Here is a 26,537-nt window from a genome sequence, read left to right on the forward strand (position 1 = left end):
ACCAAGAGCACCGCCACGCCCAAAAGCCCAAGCCAAGGAACCCATGCCGATCAACAGACAGTCACTGAAGCAGGACGGCTTCACCGGGTTCCGGGCGCTAACGGAGCTGGACATCAACCGGATCCCCCAGAAACCCGGCATCTTCGCCGTGCTGCTGCCCGAGAGCCCCGGGCCGGGCAGCGCCCGGCCTCAGTTCCTCGCCAAGAGCACGGCTGGCATCTTCAAGAAAAAGGATCCAACCCTCAAGCCCGAGGCGCTCGACGTCGAATGGGTCGACGGTGCCGACGTCCTCTACGTGGGCAAGGCCGGGCCGGGCAGCAAAGGCAACCGGGGGCTGCGCCGGCAGATCCAGGAGTTCGTGGACTTCGGCAAGGGCAAGCCGCCGGGCCACTGGGATGGGCGGCTGATCTGGCAGCTCGCCGCCGCCAACAAGCTGATCATCGCGTGGAAGGAGCTACCCGTGGACCAGCTAGCCGCGGCCGAAGCCGGCTACCACGCCGCGTTCATCGCAGACCACGGCAGGCTGCCTTATGCCAACCTGGTCCAGGCCCGCGTCAAGGGCGCCTAGCCGGTTGCGCCGCGCGCCCAGCTAAAACCCGCCGCGGTGCGTGAACCGCCCCGCCACCAGCGTCGCGGCCACCGGCATCGCGGCAAACTCGGCGTCGGAGGCGGCCAGCGGGTCGGCGTCGAGCACGACGACGTCGGCCGGGTCGCCGACGCTGATCCGGCGCCGTCCGCGCGACGACGCAGCCAGCGCCTCCTGCCGGGTCAGCGCCTGCTCCGGGTGCCACGGACCGCGGCCGTCCTGCCGGGCCCGGGTGGTGGCCGCAGACATGGCCGTCCAGGGTTCCAGCGCCGCGACCGGAGCGTCGGAGCCAAGTGCCAGCGTGGCCCCGGCGTCGAGCAGGGAGCGCAGCGGGAACGCCCGCTCCGTCCGGCCGGCCCAGTTGGAGTCGGCCGCGTCGCGGTCATCGAGGGCGTGGGCGGGCTGCACGCTGGCGGTCAGGCCCAGTTCGCCGAACCGTGCGAAGTCTTGCTGCCGGACAAACTGGGCATGCTCAATCCGGCCCCGTACTCCGGCCGCCTCGAAGGCGTTCAAAGCCACCTCGTTGGCGCCGTCGCCGATCGCGTGTACCGCGGGGACGAACCCGGTGTCGCGGGCCCGCACCAGCAGCTCCAGCAACTCCGGCTCGCTGACCGTGAGCAGGCCGCGGCCGCCGTGCGGGTAGGGGTCCACGCAGTACGCCGTGCGCGTGTTCAGTGAGCCGTCGATCAAGACCTTCAGCGGACCCACCCGAAGGAGTCCGCCGCCCTCCGGAACCTGCTGGCCGGTCCGCATCCCCGCGCCGACGGCTCGGTCCAGATCCTGCGGATAGACCCCCGCATCAACGCGGAAGGAATCGAACCCCGCCGCGATCCGCCGCAGCCACGTATCCCGGTTCCAGACCATCTCGAAGTCGACAATCCCCACGATGCCTCGCGCAGCGGCTGCCTTCCCGGCGTCGCGGACCATGGCGTCGACCGCGACGTCGGGCAGTCGGCCCAACTCCCTGGTGAGTTCAAAGGCCGGATCCTCGCGGAGCAGTCCGTCCGCACCCACGGCCACGCCGTAGCGCCCGGCGGCCGCGGTGTTGAGCCACACGCAGTGCAGATCGTGGCTGATCAGCGCCGTGGGGACGCCGGCGGTTGCGCCGTCGAGCAGTTCAAGACTGGGCATGTCCGCCCAGACAGCGTCGCGGAATCCGACGCCGACGAGCGTCCGGCCGCCGGCCGCGGCGCCGCCGTAGCCTCTACCTTCCGCCGCCCCGGAACCCTTTTCATTCAGCTGGGATTGCACGACGGCGGCCGCTTCCCGAGCGGAGCCTGCGCCGGAAAGATCGATCCGGCCCGCGGCCAGGGCCCACTGGGTCATGTGGACATGCTCGTCCCACAGCCCCGGCATCACGAAGCGCCCGTCCAGGTCCACTACGTCGAGACCGCCCGCCGAAGCCTCCGACGACGGACCCCGCGAGCCCGCGGGCACAATCCGAGCAACAATGCCGTCCGTAATGAAAATGTCACACAGCGGCATTTCCCCCGGCTGCCGGACCGAGGTGAGGGCAAGACCCGGCTGAGCGGCGGAAACGGCATTTTTCGGCATAGGAACAGGCTAGGGCCACCTGGGGGTGGCAACAATTCGCGCACCACTGGTCACTGCCAACACACGCCTCCCAGTCGCCCGAGCCCCGGCGCGTGCAAGGGACTTTCGCCCCCTTGCCCGCGAACAGCACGGAGGTCATTCTGGAATTGGGGCGGTTCCTGCACGGCCATGGGGGATGAACCGCCTGCAAGCATTTTCGGTCTCGCTAGGACCCTGGGGTGAGGAAATGGCATTTGCACTTTCCAGCTTGGGCAGGAAAGGCAGGAGACCATCCAACATGTCTAGTCAATATTCTGTCGCAGCCGATGCGCACACGACGACCGCCACCACGGCTGCGCAGCGGGGGAGCTCTGAGAACGCATGAGCCCGCTGCGACACTTGAACCAAGCCAGCCGCGCCCGGTCTTTCCACGCACACCCCTCCCACGGCGATCCGCGGATTAAGGTGGTCATCCGGATCGACCCCGCGGAGGAGTCCGCGCGCGTCGAGGTGCGCGGCGTCGTCACGACCGCCAACATCCGGGCTCTCTACGTGGTGTGCCGCCGAGTGACTTCCAGACTCGCAGGCTACGAGATCATCGTGGACCTGGCGCACGCCCGGGTCACCGCGGCAGCTTTCGAGGAACTCCGCGAGCACGCCCGCCAGTCCATCGTTTCTTCCGGCATTGACTCGTCTGTCACCCCCTGCCGCCTGCGGATCGTCGATCCGCACGTCATCCTCAGAACCAAGGAGCTCGCATGAAAGCCCTCGTGTACGGCGGCCCCGGCCAGAAGTCCTGGACGGACGTCCCGGATCCGAAGATCCAGAATCCCAGCGACGCGATCGTCAAGGTGGATACCACCACCATCTGCGGCACGGATCTCCACATCCTCAAGGGCGACGTGCCCGCCGTAACCAAGGGCCGGATCCTCGGCCACGAGGGCGTAGGAACCATCACCGAGACCGGGTCCTCCGTGACCGGATTGAAGGTGGGGGACCGCGTCATTATTTCCTGCATCAAGTCCTGCGGGCACTGCGCCAACTGCAAGACCGGGCTCTACTCGCACTGCATGGGCGAGGAAGGGCAGTCCGGGATCGGCTGGATCTTTGGACACCTGATTGACGGCACGCAGGCCGAATACGTCCGCGTCCCCTACGCCGAAAACTCGCTCCATCTACTGCCGGAGGGTGTGAGCGACGAGCAGGCAGTGATGCTGTCCGACATCCTGCCCACCGGGTTTGAGATCGGCGTGCAGTACGGCCGGGTCAAGCCCGGCGACACCGTGGCCGTGGTGGGTGCCGGCCCGGTCGGGCTTGCAGCAATCGCCACCGCGGGCCTCTATGGCGCCGCCACCATCATCGCCATCGACCTCGACGCGAACCGGCTGGAAAAATCACGCGAGTTTGGCGCCACTGACGTCGTGCTTTCCGGGGACGCCGACTGGAAGGACCAGGTCATGGTGCTCACCGACGGGCAGGGCGTGGACGTGGCGATCGAGGCTGTCGGTATCCCGGCAACCTTCAGCATGTGCACCGACATTGTCCGTCCGGGCGGCAACGTGGCCAACGTGGGAGTGCACGGAAAATCCGTGGAACTTCACGTGGAGGACCTCTGGATCCGGAACATCAACATCAGCATGGGTCTGGTCAATGCCAACACCACCCCGATGTTGCTCAAGCTGGTAGCCCAGGACAAGGTGCCGGCAGACAAGTTCGCCACCCACCACTTCAGTTTCGACCAGTTCCTGGACGCCTACGACACCTTCGCCAGAGCCGCGGAAACGAAGGCCCTGAAAGTGGTGATCACCGCATGAAAGCCCACGTTGTCTACGATTCGGCGTTCGGCAACACCAAATCCGTGGCGGAAGCCGTCGCCGGCTCGCTCGGCGAACTCCACGCCACACCCGTGCCGGTCAACGAGTTTTCCCCCGACGACCTGGCTGCGGGGGACCTGCTCGTACTTGGAAGCCCCATCAACGGCTGGCGTCCGACGCCGAAGATCACGGAGTTGCTCTCGACGCTTGGGGACGGCCATCTTAACGGGGTCAAAGCGGCAGCTTTCGACACCCGCGTCCGGATGTTCGTCCACGGCGACGCGGCGAAGAAGATGGCGCACGCGCTCCGGGACAACGGCGCCGACATCATTTCCGAGCCTATGCCCTTTTACGTCCAGGGCAGCGAGGGGCCGTTGCGGCCCGGCGAAATCGAGAAGGCCGCACGATGGGGCAAGTCACTGCTGGAGGCGTTGGAACGGCCATGAAACCGGGCCGGATTGTCATGCTGGTGCTCGGCACGCTTGCGGCGCTGCTGGGACTGGGACTTCTCGCCGGGGCCGGCTTCACCGGTTGGGCCAATTACCAGCAGCGCGACGGCGGCTATTTCACCACCCCGTCCGAGCGCTACACGGTGGACTCTTACGCGTTGACCTCGCCGCGGCTGAATGTCATGACCGACGCCGGACCCGCCGGAGTCGACCCGGCCGCGGCGGCCGGCAGCGTGATGCTGCGCGGCTCCGCTGCGGACTCGGCGCAGCAGATCTTCATCGGCATTGCTCCGCAGGCAGACGTGGCCGCCTATTTGAGCGGCGTCAAACATTCCGAGCTGACCGAGGTCCGCTTCTCGCCTTTCCGGGCCGAGTACCGTGATGTGTCCGGAACCAAGCCTCCCGCCCGGCCTGCGGATCAGAAATTTTGGACGGCGTCCGCCACCGGGGCCGGCAGCCAGGAACTCAAGTGGGACCTGCGCTCCGGGAACTGGGCGGTCGTGATCATGAACGCCGACGCGAGCAGCCCGGTTTCTGTCGACCTCCGCGGCGGTGCCCGCTCGGACCTCCTCTGGCCAATCTTCCTCGGGCTACTGATCGGCGGCATTGTGTTGCTGGCGGTGGGTGTCCCCCTGATTGTGGCCGGCGCAGCCGGGCTGGGACGCGGCAGGCCGCCGCAGGGTCCCGGGCAGCAGCCTGGGGCTCCTTACGCCGGCGCTCCACACGCCCCGGCTCCTTACCCAGGTGCTTCCTACGCCGGCGCTTCCTACGCAGGTGCCCCGTACTCGGCGGGACCGCTGCCGTCCGGCGCCCCTCCCGGGGGTTATGTTTATCCGGCCCGGCTCAGTGGCTATCTGGACCCGCAACTGTCCCGCTGGCTGTGGCTGGTCAAGTGGTTCCTGGCCATCCCGCACTACATCGTGCTGTTCTTCCTTTGGTTCGCCTTCGTCGTCACCACAATCGTGGCCGGCTTCGCGATCCTTTTCACCGGCCGCTATCCGCGCTCGCTGTTCAACTTCAACGTGGGCGTGATCCGCTGGAGCTGGCGGGTGGCGTTCTACTCCTACGCGGCGATCGGCACGGACCAGTACCCGCCATTCACGCTGGCCCGCACCGGCTATCCGGCGGACTTCGACGTCGACTACCCGGAGAAACTGTCCCACGGCTTAGTGCTGGTGAAGTCCTGGCTGCTGGCCATCCCGCATCTGCTCATCGTGGGGGTCCTCACCGGCACCACGAGAGTCTGGGGCAGCCGCGAGGGTTACTGGGACGACGGGCAGTGGGTCCAGCAGAACGCCGGCATCTCGCTGATCGGGCTGCTGGTGCTCATTGCGGGCGTCATCCTGTTGTTCACCGGCCAGTACTGGCGCGGGCTGTTCGACCTGCTGATGGGCCTGAACCGCTGGATCTACCGCGTCATCACCTACGTGGCCCTCATGCGGGACGAATACCCGCCGTTCCATCTGGACATGGGGCCCACCGATCCGGGCGACCTCCAGCCGGTGCCGACCGCCGGCCCTCCGCCGGCCCCCGCGTACGGCCAGCCGGCACCCGGCCCGGGCCAGACTGCGGCCCAGGCCGGAACGCCCGAGCAGCAACCCGGGCCGCCGGGCTTCTATGGGATCGGCGGCCCGTCCGCGGCTGTTCCTCCGGAAGTTCACGAGGGGAGAGGCGGCCCGGAGGTCCCTCCGCGTCCCTAGGCCACCCCAGATCGTCTCCTGCGGCAGCCGGGCACCTCACTGAGGAACCCGGCTGCTGGACTACGTCCGCTGGGCACGCACAGTCCTCCTGCAAAACATTTCTACATGCATCTGCATCCAAACGGCCCCACGCGCCGGTAGTAGGGGTGTAAGCAAATAATCGCCCGCTCCCCGGGCCGTTGAAGGAGATGTAAATGCGTACCAGCCTTTTCAGTGCAGGCGCCGTGGCAATCGCGGCAGCACTCACCCTTGCCGGCCCCGCCCAGGCAGCCGAGCCCGACGCCCAGCTTTCCGTCCTCCACGGAGTGCCGGGGTTGACCGTTGACGTATGGGTCAACGGCGAACGCACCTTGGATGACTTCGCCCCGGGGACCCTGGCCGGTCCGCTGGCCCTTCCTGCCGGGGCCTATGAACTTGCCATCACCGCCGCAAATGCCAAGGACGCCTCTGCCCCCGTAATCGGTCCCGTGAAGGTCAACCTCGCCGCCAGCGGCAACTACACGGCCGTTGCCAACCTCGACGCTGCGGGCAAACCGACGGCCAACTTCTTCACCAACGACGTGTCGCAAATCGGTCCCGGCAAGGGCAAGCTCACTGTCCGCCATACGGCAGCGGCGCCGGCCGTGGACATCCTTGCAGGCGGCGCCCCCGTCATCTCAAACCTGGCCAATCCCAAGGAGAAGACGCTCACCCTTGACCCCGGGACCCTGTCCGTTGCCGTCGCCGCCGCCGGCACCACGGCTCCGGTGATCGGCCCGGCCAACGTGACTGTCGCCGAAGGCACCCACACCGTGGTCTACGCATGGGGCAGCCTCGCGGACAAGAACCTGAAACTGGCCGTACAGAAGATCGAGGGGCTGCACTCCGCTCCCGGCGGCGTTCCGGGCGGACGCTCCGGCGCCGCCGACGCCGGCACCGCACCCTTCGGTCAGACAGCCGCGACTGTAGGCATCGGTGCCGCAGTGATGCTGCTGCTTGTCGGCGGTGTTGCTGTGGCCCGCAGGCAGCCGGCGTTCCGCCGCACCCGCTAGGACGCGAACGCCCACGCCGGCCGCCCGGACACCCCGGGCGGCCGGCCCTTGGGCTCACTACGGGAGGAGGAAGAACATGCTGCGCAAGACGGCGAAGGCCACCTGGCGTCTCCACGCCGATGTTCCGCAAAGGTCCGCCCAGCGCTCCGCCGCGCGGATCGCCGCATCCGCCGCCACGGTGGCGCTGCTGATCGCCGGTTGCGCCGCCCCCCAGTTGAGCTCCGCTCCGCTGCCTTCGGATACAGCCGGCCTGGGGACTGCAGCCCCCGGCGCCGGCCAACCCGGCGTCGAAATACCGCCGCAAACCCAGCCCACGCGGCCTGTGCAGGTCGCGCCGGCTCCCGCCCCAAAGTCAGCGGTCCCGAAGTCACCCATCCCGGTCCGGCCGGCGGCCCCGGTGGCCAGCCCGGCCAAGGACCCCGCCCCGCGCTTCCTGACTGTCGCTGGAACCACCATCAACATGCCCATTGTGGAGGTGGGGGTCAGCCCCGACGGGGCCATGGAGATCCCGGAGCCCTTCAACCAGGCCGGCTGGTACCGCTTCGGGCCTGCTCCCGGGGCCGCCGCCGGCACTGCCGTGGTGGCGGCGCACGTCGACACGACTTCCGAGTCGGCGCCGTTCTCCCAGCTCAAGTCGTTGCCGGCCGGCTCCATCGTCACGGTCCAGCGGCACGGTGCCGCGCCCCTGGCCTATCGGGTGATCCGGGTGGAGCTGATGGCCAAGGACGCGTTCGACGGCGCCTCCGTGTTTCGGCGCGACGGGCCGCCGCAGCTGAAGCTCGTGACCTGCGGGGGCAGATGGCTGGACGAACAACAGGACTACGGCGACAATGTGATTGTCACGGCGGTGCCGGCGTGATCCAGGACGCAGCGCTCATTGTCGCCGCCAGCAGGGGGAAGGAGCCGGGCTTGGCACCTTTCGAGTCCCCCTCCGCCTGGGACGCGCGACTGAACGAGGCGTTCGCTGCCGGGGACGAAACCGCGCTGGCAGAGGCGTACCGGCAATTCTCACCCCTGGTGCACACCCTGGCCTTGCGCTCGCTGCGCGACAGCGCCGCGGCCGACGATGCCACCCAGGAAGTCTTTATCCGGGTCTGGCGCTCGCGGTCCGCGTTCGATCCCTCGAAGGCGCGGCTGCCGGCGTGGATCGTCGGCATCACGCGGAATGTCATTGCGGACGCCCAGGCGGCTACAACGCGGGAAACCCGGAAGGTCCTGGCCGCCGTCGAACACTCACCGGACCCGGGCCAGGCCGCCGGGCACGCGGCGGCCGAGCTGCTCGCCGACCGGCTGCTGCTGGATGGGGAACTCGAGCGGCTGGGCGAACCGCAAGGATCCATCCTCAAGCTCGCTTTTTACGACGACCTGACGCACTCGCAGATCTCACAGAAACTGGACCTGCCGCTTGGTACCGTCAAGAGCCACATCCGCCGCAGCCTGTCCGTGCTCAGAAGCCGATTGGAGGTAGACCGTGCAACATCTTGATCCGGAGTCCCTGAGCCTGCTGGCACTTGGCGAGGAGCTCGGGGACGACGCCGCGGACCACCTCCGCTCCTGCGCCGGCTGCGCAGCGGACTTTGCGGGGCTCCGCCGTGCCGTGGTCGCGGCCAAGCCGGGACCGGACGCCGTCGCGCTCGAAGCGCCGGGACCGCAGGTGTGGGCAGGAATTCACAGCGCGCTGGGGCTTTCCCCCGCCGTCGCCGCAAACCCGCTCGCGGCCTCCGATTCGCCGGCGCCGTCGCCGTCGGCGTCGTCGGAGTCGCCGGTGTCACCGTCACCGGCGCCGCTGCCCTCCAGGGAAGAGCGCGCCGCCCGGAAACGGAAGCCCGGCGGGGGCGCGGGCTGGATGCGCCGCCCCGGGGTGTGGCTGGCGGCCGCCGCCGCCACAGTCCTTCTGGCGGCGGGAGCCTTCTGGTCCGTACAGCAGAACCAGGCGCAGGTGACCCCGTTGGCCCGCGCCGAGCTCGCCCCGGTCGATCAGCACTCGGCCACCGGATCGGCCCGCGTCGTCGAGGCCAAGGACGGTCAGCGCACCCTGGAAGTTCAGGTCAACAAGAATGAGGCCCGCGGGTACCAGGAGGTCTGGCTGATAGCGCCGGACCTGTCCCGGCTGGTGAGCCTTGGGGTCATGACCTCTGATTCGGGCACCTTCCCGGTGCCGGCGGGCCTGAACCTGAGCGAGTACCCGATCGTGGACGTGTCCGACGAACCGGTCGACGGCAATCCCGCGCACTCCAGCGTGAGCATCGTGCGCGGAACCCTCGTGTCCTGAGCCGTTCGTCCCGTTGCCACCTGACCCCTTGCCACCTGACCCCAGCGAGAACATAGTTGAGGGAATTCACCACTCCGCGGCGGGAGGCAGGGAACGATGCTCACTAACCAAGTGCCGGCTGGCGGCCTACTGCAGGGCAAGACCGCGCTGATTTACGGCGCCGGCGGTGCGATCGGCGGAGCGGTGGCACGGGCCTTTGCGGGCGAGGGCGCGACGGTGTATCTCGCAGGCCGCACGGAATCCAGGCTGGAGAAAGTCGCGCGGGACATCAGGGAGCAAGGTGGAGCGGCGGAAACCGCCGTCGTCGATGCCCTGGACGAGGAGCAAGTGGACGCCTTTGTGGACTTCGTGGCGAAAAAGTCCAAACGGATCGACATCTCGTTCAACGTCATTTCCTTCGGCGATATCCAGCAGCCCCTGATGGAAATCGACGTCAATGACTTTGCCCAGCCCATCACACTGGCCACCCGCACCCACTTCCTCACCACCAGGGCCGCAGCGAGCTACATGATCAAGCAAAAGTCTGGCGTCGTGCTGATGTTCGGCGGCTCGGGCCCGCAGACCCTCGCCGGCCTCGGCGGCTTCAAGGTGGCCTTGGATGCGATGGAGGGCCAGCGGCGGCAATGGGCCCTGGAACTGGGGAAGTCAGGGGTGCGCGTCGTCACCATGGTCACCGGCGGAATCATCGAGACCATTCCCTGGCAGGTGGAGGAGCGCGAGGAGATCGTGGTGGAGATCGCCAAGGCCGCGCACCTGAACCGCACCGCCACCCTGGTGGACGTCGGCAACGTGGCGAGCTTCATCGCCTCGGACAAGGCCGGCGCCATCACCGATGCCACCATCAACATCTCCAGCGGCGCGATCGTGGACTACTAGCGGTTCCCGTCCCGCTCGTCAGGATCGGTGCGGACTCGTCCGGCGGCTATTCCACCGTGACTTTGACCCGCTGGACCACATTGTTGCCCATGCCCTGGTAGTTCCAGACCGGCTCGAGCGGCTGGGTGGCGCCGCTGGAGTCCGTCGCGCGGCAGGAAAGTTCGTGCTGTCCGGGATCCGCCACCCACGGCATCGACCATGCGGACCAGGCGAATGGCGCCGCGGGATGTTCCAGCTGCGCCGGGGCCCATTTACCGTCGATTCCCACCTCCACCCGCTGGACGGCGCCGTGGCCGGACCAGGCCCGTCCGGTCAGCATCACCGGGCCCGCGGGCAGGAACCGCTGCCGGGTGAAGAAGTCCGGGATGCCCGGCGGAACCATGAGCGAACGCACCTTGATCCACCTGACCGGAGTGCCGGCGTCGTCCGCGTCCTGCTGGTAGCGGTACGCGACGGACTGCTGGAACCCGTCGAAGGGCTTGGTCAGCACCTTGATAGCAGACAGCCACTTGACGCTGGCCATGCCGTACCAGCCGGGGACGACGAGCCGCAGCGGGTAGCCGTGCTGCGGCGGCAGCTCGGCGCCGTTCATCCGGTACGCCAGCACGACGTCGGGCCGCAGCGCTTCGCTGACCGGCAGGCTGCGCGCGTACTGCTGGCGCACGCCGCCCTGGATCCCGGCGTCGGCCCCGGTGAACGCGACCTCGACGGCGTCCTCGTCCACGCCGGCCTGGGTCAGCAGGTAGGCCAGCGGCACCCCGGTCCAGACGGCGGTGCCGACGCCCTCCATCATCCAGGGCTGGCTCAGCGGCCGCGGTTTGAGCAGGGCCCGGCCGTTGCCGGCGCACTCCAGCGTGACCGGGACGCTGATGCTCGGTGCGCGGCGCAGTGCCCGGAGGTTCAGTTCCAGCGACCGCTGCACCGCGCCGCCAATCCTCAGGTGCCAGCTGTCCGCGTCGATGGCCGGGATGTCGAAGTGGTCCAGCAGGTAGTGCAGCCCGGGCGGTGTCACGTCGTTCCGGAGGGCCTCCAACGGCATCGAGTGGTTCCGCACTGCAAGCTGCAGCTCTTCGGCCGTGAGCGGCCCATGGCTGGGCTCACCGGGGTGCGCCGCCAGCTTTTGCGTTTGCCGGCGCCGTGCCATGACCGGTGAAGTGTGCTTGGACAGTTGTTTGGGCATGGGACTGCGATTCTGTGTGCTCTTCGCGTTCCTTCAGGTCTACGCCGCCGCCCGGTAGGCGTCAATACCGGGCCGCGCGCCGGCCCGCCTAGGGCCTGCCGCCTAGAGTGAGTGCGCTTCGGCGAGGAAGTCCGCCAGTCCCAGCGGCTCCCGCCCGGTCAGTTCGTGCACGGCCGACGTCGGCCCCGCGAGCTCGCCGGCGGCGATGGCGGTGTAGGTGCTGACCCAGGCGTCCACTTGCCAGGGCGGCGCTCCATAGGGTTCCCGGGAGGCGTACGCCTCTTCGAGGGTCTCGTTGTGGTACCTGATGGTGCGGCCGGTGCCGGCGGTCAGCAGGACGGCGGCCGCGGTCAGCGAAAGGTCCTTCGGGCCGGTCAGGTCATAGCTCCGGCCCACGTGCAGCGCTGGGTCCCGCAGCACAGCCAGCGCGGAACGGGCAACGTCCGCCCGGGCCACGGCTGCCATCACGCCGTCCCCGGCGGGGCCGCGGATCACACCGTCCGCGCCGGCCAGCAGCGGCAGGAAGTCCAGGTAGAAGTTGTCCCGCAGGATCGTGTAGTCCATTCCGGAGGCCTTGATCCGCTCCTCGGTGGCATAGTGGTCCCGTCCCAGCGTGAAGGTGCAGTCCGGGGCGGCGCCGAAGAACGAGGTGTACACGATGTGCTGCACGCCGGCCTCAGCCGCCGCGTCGACGAAGGTGTAGTGCTGCTGGAGCCTGTCCTCGGCCTCCGCCGCGGAGACCATGAAGAGGGTCTTCACCCCGGCCAGGGCGGTTCGTGCCTGTGCGGCGTCCGCGTAGCTGGCGAGGACGGGAACGGCGCCGTCCAGTTCCGGTGCCCGGCCGAGGTCGCGCACGAGCAGCCGCTGGGCGCTTCCCGCGGCGGCCAGCAGCCGGGCCACCTGGCCGCCGAGGTGGCCGGTGGCACCGGTGACAGCGAGATCCGGCAGAGTCTGCACGGGCTAGGCCTCGCGGGAGGCCGGCGACTTGGTCTGCGCCGGGTCCCGTTCGGCGAGGGAACCGATGGCGGCGTCGATCTTGTCCATGATGGCCGGGTCCAGTTTCACGCCGGCGGCGGCCACGTTTCCGGCGATCTGCTCCGGCCGGGACGCGCCCATGATGGCGGATGCCACATTCTTGTTCTGCAGCACCCACGCGATGCTCAGCTGTGCCATGGTCAGCCCGGCCTCCTCCGCGATCGGCTTGAGCTGCTGCACTCCGGTCAGCACCTCGTCGGACATCCAGCGCTCGATCATCCGGGCGCCGCCCTTGGCGTCCGTGGCGCGGCTGCCCTCGGGCGCGGGTTTGCCGGGGTGGTACTTGCCACTGAGCACGCCCTGGGCCATGGGGGACCAGACGATCTGGGACAGGCCCAGCTCCTCCGACGTCGGGACCACCTCGGCCTCGATGACCCGCCACAGCATGGAGTACTGCGGCTGGTTGGAGATCAGCTGGAAGCCAAGGTCCTTGGCGAGGGCATGGCCGTCGCGGATCTGGTTGGCCGTCCACTCACTGACGCCGATGTACAGCGCCTTGCCCTGCCGCACGATGTCGGCGAAGGCCTGCATGGTTTCTTCCAGCGGCGTCTCGTAGTCATAGCGGTGGGCCTGGTAGAGGTCCACGTAGTCCGTCTGCAGCCGGGACAGCGAGCCGTTGATGGATTCCATGATGTGCTTGCGGGAAAGTCCAAGATCGTTATGGCCCTTGGGCCCGGTGGGACCGAATACCTTCGTGAAGATTTCCAGCGACTCCCGGCGCTCGTCCTTGAGCGCCGCACCCAGAACCGTCTCGGCTGCGGTGTTGGCGTAGACATCCGCCGTGTCAAAGGTGCTGATCCCGGCGTCGAGCGCTGCCCGCACGCACTGGGTCGCGACGTCGTTCTCCACTTGCGAGCCGTGGGTGAGCCAGTTGCCGAAGGTGATTTCCGAAATCTTGAAGCCGCTGTGCCCGAGGTATCTGAATTCCATGGGTTCCAACGTAGCCCAGATGCCTGCCAGGGGTAAGGGTTCAGCTGGCCTTGCGTTCTGTGTTCTGCCCCTGGGCCGGCCGCGGGCTTTGCCGCTGGCCCGGCTTGGCCGGCTGGTGTTTGAGCATGGCGAGCGAGCCGGTGTCCAGGATTGGGCTCGTGGCCGGAACCGGGGGCTTCTTAAGGGCCAGTGGCGCGGCAGCCGGGACGCCGTTCCGGTCCATCGCGGACTCGACCAGGGGTCCCACTTCCTTGATGTCGCGAGCCGGGGCCTTGGGGCTCGGGAGCTCGCGGACTGAGACCTTGATTTCCGGAGCGGCTTCGGCCTTGGCCCGCGCCCTGGCACGGGCATCGGCACGCTCGACGGCGGCGGCCCACTCCGGGGACAGCTGGGGCTCCTTGCGGGCCGGTTTGGCTGGCTTAGCCGGCCTCGCGGCCTTGCCGGCGGCGGCACTAGGTTCGACGGCGATCGTCTGGCCGGCCGGTTCGCGTGCTGACTTCAGGCCGCTGGCGAGGGCCGCGACGGCGATGGCCAGCAACCGGCCGATTCCGGCAAGCAGCAAGGTGATGACGAGGGCAAGGAAGAGGCCGAAGAACATGACGAGGGCAACACCAAGGGTGCCGAAGAAGGTCAGGTTCATGGCGATCGTTGTCGGGTCTTCCACTTCGCCTCTCCAATCCAGCCTGCAGTGAGGTCCGTGCCGCAATCGTTCCGCCGGGCAACAGCCCTTCTTAACCATACGGACAATTTCGAACTGACACGCAGGTAATGGCCTTACCGGGCACTATGTGTCCAAGCTGATACCTTCGGCAACCCGCACGGGGACTCCCGCGTCCCCGCCGCTGCGAATGCCGCCGTCGGAATCTCAAATCCGGCCGGGCGTCTATAGTCGGAAACAGACCACGCCGGACCCGCCCGGCCCGCCGGAAGGATCCCTTTGACGCACGCCCAGGCCGCCAGTTCGGAGCCCCACGACGCCCCGTACCAGGGCAACTGCCCGTGCCTATCCGGCGAGCAGTATGGCGACTGCTGCGGCCGGTTCCACCGCGGCGACGCGGAGGCCCCCACCGCGGAGCAGCTGATGCGTTCCCGCTACAGCGCGTTCGTCGTGCTTGATGCGGCCTACCTGCTGCGGACCTGGCATCCGGACACACGGCCGGCCCAGCTGGAGCTGGATCCTGCCGTGGGGTGGCGGCGCCTGGACATCGTGTCGACGGGCCGCGGCGGCCCGCTGGACACCGAGGGGACCGTCGAGTTCAAAGCGTATTACCGGCACGACGGCGAACGCGGGGTCCAGCACGAAACGAGCCGTTTCCTGCGCGAGGACCGACGCTGGTACTACGTCGGCGCGGTCACTCTCGCCTAGCGCTCCTCGACGGTTTCTATCGGGGCGAAGCCTGCGCGGTCCACCTTGCGGTGGAAGCGCATGCCGGCAAGGCCGCCGAGCATCGCGCCGATGAGGGCCACCACGGCAATGACGACCGCGGCGATCATGCTCGTGGCGGTGAGGTCGCCCTCGTTGACCGGGATGCGCGGGAAGCTGTTCAGGTTTGCGAGGACGTTGAACTGCTGTCCGGCGGTCATGGCAAGGATGGCGACGACGATGGCCGCGATCAGTGCCCAGATCCACACCATCAGGCCCTGGCGGGCGCCGTTGAAGCGGGCCATCCGGCCGGCCACGTAGCCGCCGCAGTAGTAGGACACAAAGAGGATCACGAGCAGGGCGATGATGCCTGCGATTCCCACACTCTGGTTCTGCGAGGCCTGGTTGACCGCCTCGTTGACGTTGGTGTTGGTGGCCAGGCCGACGGCGGTGCCGGCGGCGGCGACCAGGGCGGTGAGCAGCACGGCCATGCCGGTGGCGGCAAGCCAGCCGAAGAACGCGGAGCCGATCTTGACGCCGCCGAACTGCTCCTTCTCGCGGGCCACCACGGTTTCGCGGGTGGGCACCTCTTCGACGACGGTGTCGTCTGCGAGGCGGTCATCGCGGGTCCCGTGGACCACCCGGTCGTCGCGGCTGGCTGTGCCCGCTGCGGCGGCGCCGGTAGCAGCGGTGCCCGCGAGCGGAGCGGCGGGGAAGGCACGGGTGTCGTTCGCGCGCTCGGCCCGTGCCTCCGCCCGGTCCTCGGCGCGGTTTTCGGCTCGCGCCTCGGCGCGGCGTTCCGCCTGCTGGTCGGCCGTGACGGGCTGTTCCGCAGTCACGCCGTCCTGGCGGGCGTCGTGGATCCGGGGATCCCGGTCAACGATTGCGTCTTCCTCGCGTGCGCGGCGGGGAAGGCGGTCTTCGGGGCCTGCTGTGCTGCTCATGATGGCTGCTCGCTTTCATTGGTTGACCCGAACCCATAATTTGAACCGGGCACTGCAATGCTTCGACCGTCATCAGGTCTTGATTCCACCTAACCACGGCAGCCGCGCCAATAGCAAGGATGCTTACTATTCATGCCAGAGCGTGGCCGCACCGGCATCGCCCCACGTCAGCGGTACTTTCGGTGCAGGTTCTCCTTCACCGAGGCGCGCGGGCTGGCATCCGCAATCCAGGGGCCGGTCCCCTCCGACTGGTCCAGCACGCCCGCCTCAAGCCATTCGAAGTCCCCGGCGAGGACCTGGCGCGTGAGGGCGCGGTCGCCGTCGTCGGTGTTGCGCCAGAGTTGGTCGAAATACTCCTCGACGCGGACCCGCGCCTGCTCGCAATAGGCGTCGGCGAGCTCGTAGGCCGAGGCGCCTCGTTCCGGGGAGGTCCGGAGCAGCATCTCCGCCCGCGAGCAGCAGGCGGCCATCGCGAACAGCTCCGCTCCGATGTCCACGATCCGGCCCAGGAACGCCTGCTTGTGTTCCAGCTTTGCCTGCCAGCGGCCCATTCCGTAGAAGGTCTGCCGCGCCAGCCGCCGCGACGCGCGTTCCACGAAGCGCAGCTGCCTGGCGAGCCGGCCGAAGTCGCCGTAGGAGCGCGGATCCATCCCGGTACCGGCCACCAGCTTCGGCAGCCAGCGGGCGTAGAAGCCGGAGGCGCCCACCGCGGCCTTCGCCTTTTCGGACAGACTGGCGTCCTCGGAGGCGAGCGCACCCGCGGCGGCCAGATGGGCGTCCACCGCCTCACGTGCGATCAGGAGCCGCATGATTTCCGAGGAGCCCTCGAAGATCCGGTTGATCCGCAGGTCCCGCAGCTGCTGTTCGGCCGGTACGGCGCGCTCGCCGCGCGCCTCCAGCGAATCGGCGGTTTCGAAGCCTCGACCGCCGCGTATCTGCACCAGTTCGTCGGCGATCCGGCAGCTGATTTCGGTGGACCACAGCTTGGCGAGGGCGGCTTCGATCCGGACGTCCTTCTGCCCGGCGTCGGCCAGCTCCGCGGACAGCTCGAACACGGCGTCCAGCGCGAAGGCGCTGGCGGCGATGAAGGCGATCTTCTTGCCCACCGCCTCGTGCTCGCCCACCGGGCGGCCCCACTGGGTGCGGGCGTTGGACCATTCCCTGGCGATTTTCAGGCTCCAGCGGCCGGAGGCAACACAGAGTGCGGGAATGGAGAGGCGTCCGGTGTTGAGCGTGGTGAGGGCGATTTTCAAGCCCTGTCCAACACGCCCCAGCCGGTTGGCGGCCGGCACCTGGACCTGGTGGAAGCGGGTGACGCCGTTTTCGATGCCGCGCAGGCCCATAAACGCGTTGCGGTTCTCCACCGTGATGCCGGGGGAGTCCATTTCCACCACGAAGGCGCTGATGCCGCCCTTGTGCGCGGTTCCGTCCGCGTCGGTGTGCGCGGGGACGAGCGCCATCACCACCACGAGTTCGGCTATCACGCCGTTGGTGGTCCAGAGCTTCACGCCGTCCAGCGTGTACGACCGGCCGTCCTCGGAGGGGACGGCGGTGCTGCCCATCCGGGCCGGATCGCTGCCGACGTCGGGCTCGGTGAGCAGGAACGCCGTCACAGCGCCGGAAGCGCAACGCGGCAGGTACTCGCGCTTTTGCTCCGGCGTGCCGAACACCTTGACCGGTTCCGGGACACCGATCGACTGGTGCGCGGACAGGAGGGCACCGAGGCTGGGGTGGACCGAACCCAGCAGGGCCAGCGCCCGGCCGTAGTACACGAGGGAAAGGCCCAGGCCGCCGTATTCGCGGGGGATCTTCATGCCAAAGACGCCCAGGGCCGCCAGCCCGGAGAGGTATTCGTCGGGGATCTTGGCGTCGCGCTCGATAGTTCGGCCGGACATGGTCCGGCAGAATGTGGTGAGCCGCTCCATGAACGCTTCGCCGCGTTCGACGTCGTCCGCCGGCGCCTGCGGCCAGGGGTGGATGAGACTGAGGTCGAAGCTGCCGAGGTAGAGACCCTTGGCGAAGCTGGGGCGGTCCCAACTGGTTTCGCGGGCGGCTTCGGCGATGGCCCGGGCATCTGCCGCGGTGGCCTCGGGACCGATCTTTTGCGCGGCCACCGGAACTCCGGCGGCGGGGCTGTCGGTGGCCGGATCTTCGGTGGCTGGGTTGTCGACGGCGGAGCTCATTGGGCATCTCCTCTAACCGGGTTGTCCGGCTCGAGCCCTGGATCCGCCGCGGGTGGAGGACCCTTCAGCTGTCCCGCAATACTACCCGCGGGTAGGTGCCCGTACTAGGGGAGGACTGCCCTATTAGTTCGCCGGGGAATTCTCCCGGGAGCTCCACCGTTGCGGCGTGGTGCAGCAGCCGGTCCCAGCCGGCGTTGATGCCATGGACCAGGCCGAGCAGCACACTGGCAGCCACGAACCAGGACAGCCGGGCTGCACCCACCAGCATCAGGGCCGCGAAGGCCGCGGCCATGATGAAGAGGGCTATCACGAGGGCGAAAACCAGCGTCCCGACGAACACCATGGTGGCCGTTTCCACTGCGCTTAAATCGAACTGCATTCTTCCTCCTGCACCGACGCTCCGGCTGAACCAGTAGCCCGAGCGTAGGGTGCCGGAGGGGAACCCAGCCAGAGTCTTGAGGCGCGTCGTGAGGCCTTGATACGGGATCGAAATGCTACCCGGGCGTAGGTCACGGAGTGGTCGCGGAAACCTCACCCGCAGCCCGGTCCTCGCGCCGGCTGACCCGCTGCGCGAGCGGTTCAGCAGGGATCAGGGATTGGGAGGCCCTGCGTTAACCTTGTAGTTGGCAGTTTTCTTAGATCCGCTGCCCGACCCCACCCTCGGCAGCGATTGGAGAATTGCGTGTCCCGTTCCGCTGTGTCCTCCGCCGACGCCATCAGCGCCCGGCTCCGGGACCTCGAACTCCTTACGAAGGGGCCGGCCTGGGCGCTGACCCGGTCGGCGCCGTGGGTGATCGCCGTGTTGCAGGCATCCTTCACCCGCACCCGGCCGCAGCTGCCGCTGGAACAGTTCCACGCCGACGTCGACGCTTTCCTTGAGCAGCTCCGGCGCCAGGAGCCGGGTCTGGGCGGATCCGCCAACGGCAAAGGCTTTGGCGACGAGTGGACCCGCAAGAACTTCCTGACCCGGCGGAACCAGTCGGGCCAGATCGTGTACGAAGTCACCGAGCCCGCCGCCCGCGTCCTTGCGTTCCTGGACAGCCTGTCCAGTGAACGTTCCACGCTCAACGGCTCCCGGCTCGGCACGCTGCTGGGCGACGTCGAGAAGCTCGCCAACGAGACCAACCCGGACCAGAGCGCCCGGCTGGAATCGTTGGAGGAGGAGATCGGCGAACGCCGCCAACTGATCGAGGAGATCAGTTCCGGCGAGTTCGACGGACTGCTCGACGACGAAGAGGCCGTCGAAGCGGCCGGCAACATCCTGGACCTCGCCGCGAGCCTGCCGGCGGACTACAAGAAGATGCGTGACCGGATCGAGGAGCTGGTGGGCGAGCTGCGGAACCAGATCATCGAAGAATCCCTCAGCAAGGGCGCCACCATGGCGCAGGTGCTGGAGGCTGACAAGCGGCTCCGGCAGAGCCCGGAGGGCAGGACGTTCCGGTCCTTCACCGCCTTCCTCGAGGACCCGCAGCAGCAGCTTCGCTTCCGTTCCGCGATCGGGGAGGTGCTGAGCCGGCAGTTCGCGGACGAACTCAGCCAGGACGAGCGCGAGACGCTGAAGAACCTGGTGGCCGAACTGCGCAGCCAGCACAGCCAGATCCAGCGGATTTACGGCAAGCTCAGCGAAAGCCTCAACACCTATGTCCAGAGCGACGACTACCGCCAGTCCGTCCGGCTCCGAAAAGTTCTGCGGGAGGCCGAGCAGGCAATCCGATCGCTGCCCTACGAGCGCGAACGACCCGGCCTGGTCCGCGGCCCGGTGCTCTTCAACGCCGGCTTCGAATCCCTGGCCATGGTCAAGCTCTTCGACCCGGACGAGTTTGCCGCGCCGCCGAAGCTGGCCGACCCGATCGCGTTCAGCGACTCGGACCGGGTGCGCTCGCCGCGGACCGGCAAGGCCAGCCCCGAGGCGATCCGCGCCGCGTCCGCCGGCGCCTCCACGCTGGCCGAGGCCTGGGCGCAGCTGCCGGAGGGGGAACGCCACATCAACTCCATCCGGGCCCTGCTCTCGCACGCCCTGCACCAGGGCGCCGGCTTCGACCGCGAGGCCTGGGAGCCGCTGGACTTCGAACAAATCGACGGCTCCACCCGCACCGCCTACCTGCCCGTCGTCACGCTCAAGAAGGATTGAAGATGACCGAACTTTCCCAGGAAGTGCACGAGACGGAGCCGGACCAGGAGCCGGAGCAGGAGCCGCAGCACGCGCCGCAGCACGCGCCCGCCGACCCCTTCACCGTCACCCCGCGGGACACCTTCGTCGACGGCGCCGCCCTCTTCCCGGGGGACACCGGCGTGCTCCCGATGAAGGTCCGCCAGGCCCTCGTGAAGCTCCTCAAAGGCCCGTACATCGACGGCGGCCGGGACGAGAAGCTGTGGACCACCTTGCTGGACAACCAGCTGATCCTGCGCAGCCGGCTCTCCGAGCTCTTCCTGACGCTTCAGCTGGACCACGAACGCAAGGTCGCGGTGCTGCGCCCGGTGGACCCCGAGGCGATCGGCGGCAGCACCCGTTCCAGCATCCTGCGCCAACAGCGGGCCCTGAGCCGGGTCGAAACCATCGTGCTGCTCCGCCTGCGCTTGCTGCTGGACCGCCATGTCACGGCCCAGACCGACCCCACGATCACGCGGGAAGAAATCGCCGACCTCGTGGCCCACTACCAGCCCTCCGGCCAGCAGGACGCCCTGCGCGATTCCGACGTCGTCAATCGCGCCATCACCAAGCTCCTGGCCCGCCAGCTCCTCCTCACCACCGGCCTGGACGAGGTCTACACCATCTCCAACGCACTCCCGCTCGCCCTCCCCTTCGAAAACATCGGCGACATCCCGGCCCAGATCGAGGCCCTGATCGCCGCCTCCACCGACCCCTCCGGCACCGAACCCCTGATCGAGCTCGACGGCGAGCATCCGGAGGACGGCTCGGACGACGACGATTCCGTGACGGACAGCAGCGGCGACGCCGGGGACATGCGGCAGCATGCGTCTAAGCGAGGAACGAGCGAGCATGCAGAGCATGTCGCCGGTGGGGCCGCGCAAGGCGACCACACTGAAGAAGCGGAGGAAGCCAAGTGAGCATCGCGACCATGCTGCCAATGGGTGAGCTCACCAACCCCGGCCAGATGCGCCTCGCCCTCGTCCAGGTCGTCAACTGGGGCACGTTCCATGGCGCCCACACGATGCACGTGGACCGCAACGGCACCCTGCTGACCGGCAACTCCGGCGTCGGCAAGTCCACGCTGTTCGACGCCATGCTGCGGGTCTTCGACGCCCGGCCGCGCTCCAACGAGGCCGCCGCCCAGCGTGCCGGCGGCGCGGTCGAGGACAAGCGGACCACGTTCACGTACATGCGCGGCAAGGTGGGGGACAAGGCCGTCGGCGAGGGCTCGGCGAGTGCCTTCCAGCGCCCCGGGGCCACCTGGTCCGCCGTCGCACTGACCTTCGACAATGCCGCGGGCACCCGCGTGACCATCTCCGCGTTGTTCGACCTGCCGAAGAACGGCACCGAGTCCAGTGTGGGCCGGTACTACCTGATCGATAACAAGCCGCTGGACCTGGCCGCGCTTGAGGGCATCGCGGAGAAGCGGTTCACCAAGTCGGCGCTGGACGCGCTCTTCCCGGAGGCGCAGATCTTCGACGTCCACAAGGCCTTCGCGGAGCGCTTCCGCCGCCTGCTGGGGATCAACTCGGACCAGGCGCTCCCGCTGCTGCGCGTCATCCAGGCCGGAAAGGGCCTTGGCGGCAGCGTCAACACCTTCTTCCGCGACCAGGTCCTGGACGCGCCCGCCACGCTGGCCGCCGCGGACGACGTCGTCGAGGAATTCAGCAACCTGATGTCCATCCGGCAGCGGCTCGAGGACGTCCGGCAGCAGCGCGACCAGCTCGCTCCGGTCCCCGGACTGAACAAGGAGTATGCGCAGTCGCTGCTCGACGCGAACCGGCTCCGGGAGCTCGCGGGCGAGGAATTCGAGGCCTACAAGCAGCAACTCGCCGTCACCGTGCACGAGAAGACACTCGCCCGGTTCAAGGACCTGGCCCAGGCGAAAGCCAAGGAACTCGGCGCTGAACGCGGCGTCCGCGACGGCCTGGCCAAGGAACTGCGCCAGCTCGAGGCGGACTACAACAACCAGGGCGGCAACGCGATCTCCGCGATCGAGCAGTCGCTGGAGAACGCCCGGGTGGGCCTCAAACTCCGCCAGCAGGTGGAGGAATCCGCCCGCAAGGCCCTGACCGACGCCGGTCTGGAGCTCGAATGGACCGCCGCCGGCTGGGAGCAGGCGCACGAGCACGCCGCCGCCCGCTCGGCCGAGCTCAAGGACGACTCGGAAGCGCTCAAGGAGCTGCGCTTCGAGGCCTTCGACGGCCACGCGACCAGGAAGCGGGAACTCGCCGCGGCCCAGCAGGAACTGGTCTCGCTCAAGACGCGCAAGTCCCTGCTGCCGCCGTCGAGCATCGAAAACCGCAGCGCCATCGCGGCCGCCACCGGTGTTCCCGAGGAGCAGATGCCCTTCGGCGGCGAGTTGATCGACCTCGCCGAGGGCCAAGAGCAGTGGCGTCCGGCGGCCGAGCGCGCGTTGCGCAGCCTGGCCACCACGCTGCTGGTTCCGGGCGAGCACTTCGCCGCCGTCACCCGCTACCTCAACGACCACCCGGTCCGCGGCGCGCTGCGCGCCGTGGACGTCTCGAAGCCGCTCGCCGGCGGTGCGCTGGCCGTGCAGGACGCCGCCGACGGCGAGCTGCTGACCAAACTGGACATCCTTACCGCCGGGCCGGCCGCCGAGCCGGGCGAATGGATCCGGGAGCGGATCGCCCTCGATTTCGCCTACCCCTGCGTCGAGGACCCGGACGAGCTGGCCCGGCTGGACAAGGGACTGAGCCTAGGCGGAGTGGTCAAGCGCAACCGCCACACCGTGGAAAAGGATGACCGCTTCACCTCCCGGCAGGACTACGTCCTCGGCTTCGACAACGCCTCCAAGCTCGAACTTGTCGCGGCGCAGGTCGAGGACCTGCAGCAGGAACTCGCCAAGGCGGCCGAACTGGCCCAAAGCCGGGAAGAATCCCACCAGGGCATGACCCGACAGCTCGACGCGCTGCGCCGCGTGGCGGACGACCACCGGACCTGGGAGCAGGTTTCGGCAGCGGTCGCGGCCGACGAGCTCGCCCGGATCGAGCAGCGGCTCAAGGACGCCCTGGCCGCGCAGGCCGATCTCGAACCGCTGCGTGCCAACATCGAGGCCGCCCGGCAGAAGCACCAGTCCAGCACCGAGGCCGCCGCCGTGCTGCAAAGCGAGTACAAGGCCCTCGATGCGCAGCTCACCTCGGCTGACTCCCTGCTGGACGCCGCACGGCAGCGCCTGGCCCAGCAACCGCCGTCGGACGCCACGGTCGAGGCGCTGGCGCCGTACTTCACGGACTTCGGCGAGGTGCTGGAGATGCACGAACTGGACAACTTGGCCAACCAGGTCCGGACCCGGCTGCTGGCCGAGCTGCACGCGGCCGACTCCCGCGGGCAGGCCACCTCGGAACGGCTCACGCGCATCTTCGAGGGCTTTGTCCGCGAATGGGGCACGGCGATCTCCGCGGACCACGGCACTTCGATCGGCGCCGCGGGGGAATTCGAGGCCCGCTACCACGCGATTGTCAGCGACGGGCTGCCCGCGCAGGAGGCCGAGTTCCGGCAGTTCTTCAACCAGCGCACGCACGAATCCTTCAGCACGCTGCTGCACCTGCTGGACGAGGAACGCCGCTCCATCACCAGCCGGATCCTGCCGCTGAACGGCATCCTCTCCGAGGTGAACTTCCACGAGGGCAGTTTCCTGGAACTCGACATCAAGCAGACCCTCCCCGCCACGGCGAAGCAGTTCAAGGACGCAATTCAAAACGCGCTGAAGGTCCGCCACACCCGGACGGGGAAAGCTGCCGTGCCTGCCGCCGGGGCGCCCGGGACGGAGACGGACGAGGACGCCGAGCTCACCAGCCGCTACAAGTCACTCGAAACGCTCGTGAAGCGGCTCGGTTCGCAGACTCCCGAGGACCGGCGCTGGCGCGCCGAGGTGCTGGACGTCCGCGGCCATCTTTTTATCCAGTGCAAGGAGCATCGCGAGGTGCAGGGGTCCGGTTCCAAGGCGGCGGCGAAGGGCGGGAAGAAGAAGACCGAGGTCTTCATGCACGCGGACACCGGCTCGATGTCCGGCGGCGAGCGGCAGCGCTTCACGGCTTTCATCATGGCCGCGGCATTGAGCTACCAGCTGGGGATCGCGGAGCAGGGCTTCACCACGTACGGCACGGTGATGATGGACGAGGCCTTCGTGCTGGCCTCGGAGGAATTCGCCGGCGCCGGCATCAAGGCGCTGCACGAGTTCGGGTTCCAGCTGCTCCTGGCCGCGCCGGAAAACGTGATCGACCTGTCCCGGCACCTCGGCTCGGTCACCGAGATCCTCCGGGACAAGCGCACCAACCGCTCCGGCGTCCTGACGGCCCCGGTGATCGCCCCGGGGTCCGCCTCGGAGGGCACATGGCGCTCCGAGGCGAACCCGGTGGACATCGTCCTGCGCTGACCTGTTAGGGCAGCTGGCGCTACGGTTGCCGGCGCTATGTTCCCCGGACGCGGTCCAGGAACTGCGCGGTCCGCCCCGCCAGGCCGTCGATCTGTCGGCGCACGACGGCGGCCGGATCCGGGTTGATCTCGTTCACCGGAGGTTCTACCCGCACATTGCGGCAGCAGCCGAATTCGGCGCAGATCAGGGTGCCCACCGTGTTGCCGTTGCGGCCGGACTGCCCGGCACGCTTGGCCACCCAGAGCAGGACGTCGTCCTTGGAGAAGATGTCTCGGCACAGCTCGCACAGGACCGAGCGGTTCTTCTTGGCGCCGCCCTCAGGGGCCCGGAGCATGATTCCGGTGGGACCGTTCGCGCCGGGCAGCACCAGATAGCCGCGCAGCGGCATCTTCCCGTCGCGCCAGCCGAGGAAGTCCAGGCTTTCCCAGTCCAGGATGTCGAAGTTCTTGGGCAGGTTGAGTTTGGCGGCTTCTGACCGGCTCGCATTGATGAAGGACGTGCGGATCTGCTGGGCAGTGAGTTTTTGCATGACGGAATCTTTCGGAATCGGATGGTTCCAGCCAGGCGGGGAAGAAGTGCGCCAGGGCCGGTAAGTGGGCAGGGGACTGCCAGCCTTCGACTCCGGTTGGGACCGGGCGTTACCGCGGAATCAGTCCGCGCCGGGACCGGATTGCCGGGGAAGGGCTGGCAACTGTGCGGCCGCGTAGCAGGCCAAAGAGGCCACCCCGCTGACCGTGGCAGCAGTCATCATTGCGATGCGCATGCTCACTTCCCCTATCCATCAAAGTTCACAATTCCACGGCCGGTTCGGATTCACCGGTCGGGCCAATCCTTGCAAACCTCCCTGACGCCTGTCCAGTTTCAAGCCACACCCACGCAGCGAGCCCTCAGGGTGATTACGTTACTGAAGTCTTGCGTAATTATGCAAAGGATAGGCTAGCCTTACTTAGGTTCGCATCACTTACCTAAGGAGTTCCGTGGCTTCCGCCGACTTCCCCCGCCCCTCGGGCCGCCCCACCCTCCGTCGCCTAAGCCGCCAAGCACTCAGGGCCGTGGCGCTCCTGGCCGCCGTGGGGCTGGGCCTGGCGGCCTGTTCCACCGGACCGGCGTCGACGACGGCGACCGCCCCCGTTCCGGCCGCCGGCTCGGGGTTCCCGGTGACCATCAAGCACGTCTTCGGCGAGACAACCATCAAGGACCAGCCCCAGCGCGTCGTCACGGTTTCCTGGGTCAATGACGACGTCGCCCTGGCCCTTGGCGTGGTCCCGGCAGGGGTGCCCAAGAACGAATGGGGCGGCAACGCCCAGGGGTCCACGCCGTGGAAGGACGCGGCGCTGGAAAGGCTGGGCGCCGGGTTCGGCTCGGCGAAAGCCCCGGCCCAGTACTCCGAGGCGGACGGCATCAACTTCACCGAGATCGCCAAGCTCAACCCGGACGTCATCCTTGGCGCCTATTCGGGCCTGACGGAGGAGGACTACAAGAAGCTCAGCGAGATCGCGCCCGTCGTGGCCCAGCCCGAGGTCGCCTACGGCACGTCGTGGCAGGATTCCACGGCCATCATCGGCAAGGCGCTCGGCAAGGAGACGGAGGCCTCCAAGCTCATTGCCGACACCGAAGGAACCATCAAGGAAAAGGTCTCGCAGTACCCCCAGCTCGCCGGCAAGACCTTTATCTACGGCAACCTCGAGCCAGCCAAGAGCGACGGGATCAATGTCTACACCGCCAATGACAACCGCCCGCGCTTCCTCAGTGAGATCGGCATGAAGCTGGCGCCCATCGTGGCGGACAAGTCCAGGAACTCCAAGGAATTCTTCATCCCTTGGTCGGCCGAGAAGGCCAACGAGCTCAGCTCGGACGTCTTCGTGAGCTGGGTCCCGGATGCGAAGACCGCAGATTCCATCAAGAACGACGCCCTGCTGGGCCAGATCCCGGCCATCAAGAACGGCGCGCTCGTCGCCGACTCGGACAACACGCTCACACTGTCCATCTCGGCGTCCTCTCCGCTGAGCCTGCCCTGGGCGCTAGACACCTTCCTGCCGCAGCTGGCCGGCGCAGCGGACAAAGCCGCCGGCGCGGGGAAATAGGTCCCT

The 26,537-nt window shown here is 68.1% G+C and carries 24 protein-coding genes; 15 read left to right on the forward strand and 9 right to left on the reverse strand.

Annotated elements, in window-relative coordinates:
- Positions 1-43 precede the first annotated feature (43 nt).
- Positions 44-568: a hypothetical protein gene (locus AC1DBD_RS16585; RefSeq protein WP_476917615.1), complete on the forward strand. Its 525-nt coding sequence runs from the start codon at positions 44-46 to the stop codon at positions 566-568.
- A gap of 21 nt (positions 569-589) precedes the next feature.
- Here the strand turns inward: AC1DBD_RS16585 and AC1DBD_RS16590 are convergent, their stop codons facing one another.
- The gene (locus AC1DBD_RS16590) at positions 590-2,140 is read right to left on the reverse strand and encodes an amidohydrolase (RefSeq protein WP_476982536.1); all 1,551 of its coding nucleotides are present in this window, start codon (positions 2,138-2,140) and stop codon (positions 590-592) included.
- Positions 2,141-2,500: 360 nt separating this feature from the next.
- On the opposite strand from AC1DBD_RS16590, the gene AC1DBD_RS16595 reads away from it, so the two are divergent.
- The 9 genes from AC1DBD_RS16595 (at position 2,501) to AC1DBD_RS16635 (ending at position 10,261) form a co-directional block, all read left to right on the forward strand.
- Positions 2,501-2,881: a DEAD/DEAH box helicase family protein gene (locus AC1DBD_RS16595; protein ID WP_441419271.1), complete on the forward strand. Its 381-nt coding sequence runs from the start codon at positions 2,501-2,503 to the stop codon at positions 2,879-2,881.
- Positions 2,878-3,933, forward strand: a complete 1,056-nt coding sequence (locus AC1DBD_RS16600; protein WP_476982537.1) for a zinc-dependent alcohol dehydrogenase family protein — start codon at positions 2,878-2,880, stop codon at positions 3,931-3,933. The genes AC1DBD_RS16595 and AC1DBD_RS16600 overlap by 4 nt, the downstream gene beginning before the upstream one ends.
- Positions 3,930-4,379, forward strand: a complete 450-nt coding sequence (locus AC1DBD_RS16605; protein WP_441419273.1) for a flavodoxin family protein — start codon at positions 3,930-3,932, stop codon at positions 4,377-4,379. The genes AC1DBD_RS16600 and AC1DBD_RS16605 overlap by 4 nt, the downstream gene beginning before the upstream one ends.
- The gene (locus tag AC1DBD_RS16610; RefSeq protein WP_476982538.1) at positions 4,376-6,082 is read left to right on the forward strand and encodes a DUF4389 domain-containing protein; all 1,707 of its coding nucleotides are present in this window, start codon (positions 4,376-4,378) and stop codon (positions 6,080-6,082) included. The genes AC1DBD_RS16605 and AC1DBD_RS16610 overlap by 4 nt, the downstream gene beginning before the upstream one ends.
- Before the next feature lie 194 nt (positions 6,083-6,276).
- Entirely contained in the window at positions 6,277-7,113 is an 837-nt protein-coding gene (locus tag AC1DBD_RS16615) for a DUF4397 domain-containing protein (protein ID WP_476926494.1), read from the forward strand.
- A 76-nt stretch (positions 7,114-7,189) separates the two neighbouring features.
- Positions 7,190-7,972 (forward strand): class F sortase, encoded by a 783-nt coding sequence (locus AC1DBD_RS16620; protein WP_476982539.1) that lies wholly within the window; start codon positions 7,190-7,192, stop codon positions 7,970-7,972.
- Between the two features lie 50 nt (positions 7,973-8,022).
- Positions 8,023-8,598 (forward strand): RNA polymerase sigma factor, encoded by a 576-nt coding sequence (locus AC1DBD_RS16625; protein ID WP_441419277.1) that lies wholly within the window; start codon positions 8,023-8,025, stop codon positions 8,596-8,598.
- Positions 8,585-9,385, forward strand: a complete 801-nt coding sequence (locus tag AC1DBD_RS16630) for an anti-sigma factor domain-containing protein (RefSeq protein WP_476909643.1) — start codon at positions 8,585-8,587, stop codon at positions 9,383-9,385. The genes AC1DBD_RS16625 and AC1DBD_RS16630 overlap by 14 nt, the downstream gene beginning before the upstream one ends.
- A 96-nt stretch (positions 9,386-9,481) precedes the next feature.
- Positions 9,482-10,261 carry an SDR family NAD(P)-dependent oxidoreductase gene (locus tag AC1DBD_RS16635; RefSeq protein ID WP_476982540.1) on the forward strand — a complete coding sequence of 260 codons (780 nt, stop codon included), beginning with the start codon at positions 9,482-9,484 and terminating at the stop codon, positions 10,259-10,261.
- Positions 10,262-10,307: 46 nt separating this feature from the next.
- Here the strand turns inward: AC1DBD_RS16635 and AC1DBD_RS16640 are convergent, their stop codons facing one another.
- From AC1DBD_RS16640 to AC1DBD_RS16655, 4 genes are all read right to left on the reverse strand, one after another.
- Positions 10,308-11,405, reverse strand: coding sequence for a sulfite oxidase (locus AC1DBD_RS16640; protein WP_476926498.1), 1,098 nt, complete (start codon positions 11,403-11,405; stop codon positions 10,308-10,310).
- A gap of 138 nt (positions 11,406-11,543) precedes the next feature.
- Positions 11,544-12,398: an SDR family oxidoreductase gene (locus AC1DBD_RS16645; RefSeq protein WP_476893421.1), complete on the reverse strand. Its 855-nt coding sequence runs from the start codon at positions 12,396-12,398 to the stop codon at positions 11,544-11,546.
- 3 nt (positions 12,399-12,401) lie between these two features.
- On the reverse strand, positions 12,402-13,406 hold the full coding sequence (locus AC1DBD_RS16650) for an aldo/keto reductase family protein (RefSeq protein ID WP_441419281.1): 1,005 nt from the start codon (positions 13,404-13,406) through the stop codon (positions 12,402-12,404).
- A 40-nt stretch (positions 13,407-13,446) separates the two neighbouring features.
- Positions 13,447-14,070, reverse strand: coding sequence for a hypothetical protein (locus AC1DBD_RS16655; protein ID WP_441419282.1), 624 nt, complete (start codon positions 14,068-14,070; stop codon positions 13,447-13,449).
- Positions 14,071-14,343: 273 nt separating this feature from the next.
- On the opposite strand from AC1DBD_RS16655, the gene AC1DBD_RS16660 reads away from it, so the two are divergent.
- Entirely contained in the window at positions 14,344-14,772 is a 429-nt protein-coding gene (locus tag AC1DBD_RS16660; RefSeq protein ID WP_441419283.1) for a YchJ family protein, read from the forward strand.
- Here the strand turns inward: AC1DBD_RS16660 and AC1DBD_RS16665 are convergent.
- The 3 genes from AC1DBD_RS16665 to AC1DBD_RS16675 all read right to left on the reverse strand — a co-directional run bounded on the left by AC1DBD_RS16665 (position 14,769) and on the right by AC1DBD_RS16675 (position 18,275).
- Positions 14,769-15,713 (reverse strand): YrzE family protein, encoded by a 945-nt coding sequence (locus AC1DBD_RS16665; protein WP_476893423.1) that lies wholly within the window; start codon positions 15,711-15,713, stop codon positions 14,769-14,771. The two genes, AC1DBD_RS16660 and AC1DBD_RS16665, sit on opposite strands and share 4 nt — an antisense overlap.
- A gap of 167 nt (positions 15,714-15,880) precedes the next feature.
- Entirely contained in the window at positions 15,881-17,896 is a 2,016-nt protein-coding gene (locus tag AC1DBD_RS16670) for an acyl-CoA dehydrogenase family protein (RefSeq protein WP_476982541.1), read from the reverse strand.
- A gap of 64 nt (positions 17,897-17,960) precedes the next feature.
- Complete coding sequence (locus AC1DBD_RS16675) at positions 17,961-18,275, reverse strand: hypothetical protein (RefSeq protein ID WP_441419286.1); 315 nt, start codon at positions 18,273-18,275, stop codon at positions 17,961-17,963.
- 303 nt (positions 18,276-18,578) lie between these two features.
- Here AC1DBD_RS16675 and AC1DBD_RS16680 point away from each other — a divergent pair, with 303 nt between their 5' ends.
- From AC1DBD_RS16680 to AC1DBD_RS16690, 3 genes are read left to right on the forward strand one after another with little or no spacing between them, the layout of a single operon-like run.
- Positions 18,579-20,027, forward strand: a complete 1,449-nt coding sequence (locus tag AC1DBD_RS16680) for a DUF3375 family protein (protein WP_175324001.1) — start codon at positions 18,579-18,581, stop codon at positions 20,025-20,027.
- A gap of 2 nt (positions 20,028-20,029) precedes the next feature.
- Positions 20,030-20,965, forward strand: coding sequence for a DUF4194 domain-containing protein (locus AC1DBD_RS16685; protein WP_476982542.1), 936 nt, complete (start codon positions 20,030-20,032; stop codon positions 20,963-20,965).
- Complete coding sequence (locus AC1DBD_RS16690) at positions 20,962-24,447, forward strand: ATP-binding protein (RefSeq protein ID WP_476982543.1); 3,486 nt, start codon at positions 20,962-20,964, stop codon at positions 24,445-24,447. Before AC1DBD_RS16685 ends, AC1DBD_RS16690 begins: the two co-directional genes overlap by 4 nt.
- A gap of 34 nt (positions 24,448-24,481) precedes the next feature.
- Here the strand turns inward: AC1DBD_RS16690 and AC1DBD_RS16695 are convergent, their stop codons facing one another.
- A complete protein-coding gene (locus AC1DBD_RS16695; protein WP_441419290.1) occupies positions 24,482-24,976 on the reverse strand; it encodes an FBP domain-containing protein in 495 nt (164 codons plus the stop codon).
- A gap of 523 nt (positions 24,977-25,499) precedes the next feature.
- Between AC1DBD_RS16695 and AC1DBD_RS16700 the strand changes: the two genes are divergently transcribed.
- Positions 25,500-26,531, forward strand: coding sequence for an iron-siderophore ABC transporter substrate-binding protein (locus AC1DBD_RS16700; protein WP_476982556.1), 1,032 nt, complete (start codon positions 25,500-25,502; stop codon positions 26,529-26,531).
- The last annotated feature ends 6 nt before the right edge of the window (positions 26,532-26,537 follow it).

It is taken from the genome of Arthrobacter sp. 10T419 (assembly GCF_056394105.1).

Coding starts and splice junctions, on each gene's coding strand:
- AC1DBD_RS16590 (WP_476982536.1), bottom strand. CDS start 2,140: ATGCCGAAAAATGCCGTTTCCGCCGCTCAGCCGGGTCTTGCCCTCACC.
- AC1DBD_RS16595 (WP_441419271.1), top strand. CDS start 2,501: ATGAGCCCGCTGCGACACTTGAACCAAGCCAGCCGCGCCCGGTCTTTC.
- AC1DBD_RS16685 (WP_476982542.1), top strand. CDS start 20,030: ATGACCGAACTTTCCCAGGAAGTGCACGAGACGGAGCCGGACCAGGAG.
- AC1DBD_RS16610 (WP_476982538.1), top strand. CDS start 4,376: ATGAAACCGGGCCGGATTGTCATGCTGGTGCTCGGCACGCTTGCGGCG.
- AC1DBD_RS16640 (WP_476926498.1), bottom strand. CDS start 11,405: ATGGCACGGCGCCGGCAAACGCAAAAGCTGGCGGCGCACCCCGGTGAG.
- AC1DBD_RS16695 (WP_441419290.1), bottom strand. CDS start 24,976: ATGCAAAAACTCACTGCCCAGCAGATCCGCACGTCCTTCATCAATGCG.
- AC1DBD_RS16650 (WP_441419281.1), bottom strand. CDS start 13,406: ATGGAATTCAGATACCTCGGGCACAGCGGCTTCAAGATTTCGGAAATC.
- AC1DBD_RS16635 (WP_476982540.1), top strand. CDS start 9,482: ATGCTCACTAACCAAGTGCCGGCTGGCGGCCTACTGCAGGGCAAGACC.
- AC1DBD_RS16670 (WP_476982541.1), bottom strand. CDS start 17,896: ATGAGCTCCGCCGTCGACAACCCAGCCACCGAAGATCCGGCCACCGAC.
- AC1DBD_RS16605 (WP_441419273.1), top strand. CDS start 3,930: ATGAAAGCCCACGTTGTCTACGATTCGGCGTTCGGCAACACCAAATCC.
- AC1DBD_RS16585 (WP_476917615.1), top strand. CDS start 44: ATGCCGATCAACAGACAGTCACTGAAGCAGGACGGCTTCACCGGGTTC.
- AC1DBD_RS16600 (WP_476982537.1), top strand. CDS start 2,878: ATGAAAGCCCTCGTGTACGGCGGCCCCGGCCAGAAGTCCTGGACGGAC.
- AC1DBD_RS16615 (WP_476926494.1), top strand. CDS start 6,277: ATGCGTACCAGCCTTTTCAGTGCAGGCGCCGTGGCAATCGCGGCAGCA.
- AC1DBD_RS16675 (WP_441419286.1), bottom strand. CDS start 18,275: ATGCAGTTCGATTTAAGCGCAGTGGAAACGGCCACCATGGTGTTCGTC.
- AC1DBD_RS16665 (WP_476893423.1), bottom strand. CDS start 15,713: ATGAGCAGCACAGCAGGCCCCGAAGACCGCCTTCCCCGCCGCGCACGC.
- AC1DBD_RS16620 (WP_476982539.1), top strand. CDS start 7,190: ATGCTGCGCAAGACGGCGAAGGCCACCTGGCGTCTCCACGCCGATGTT.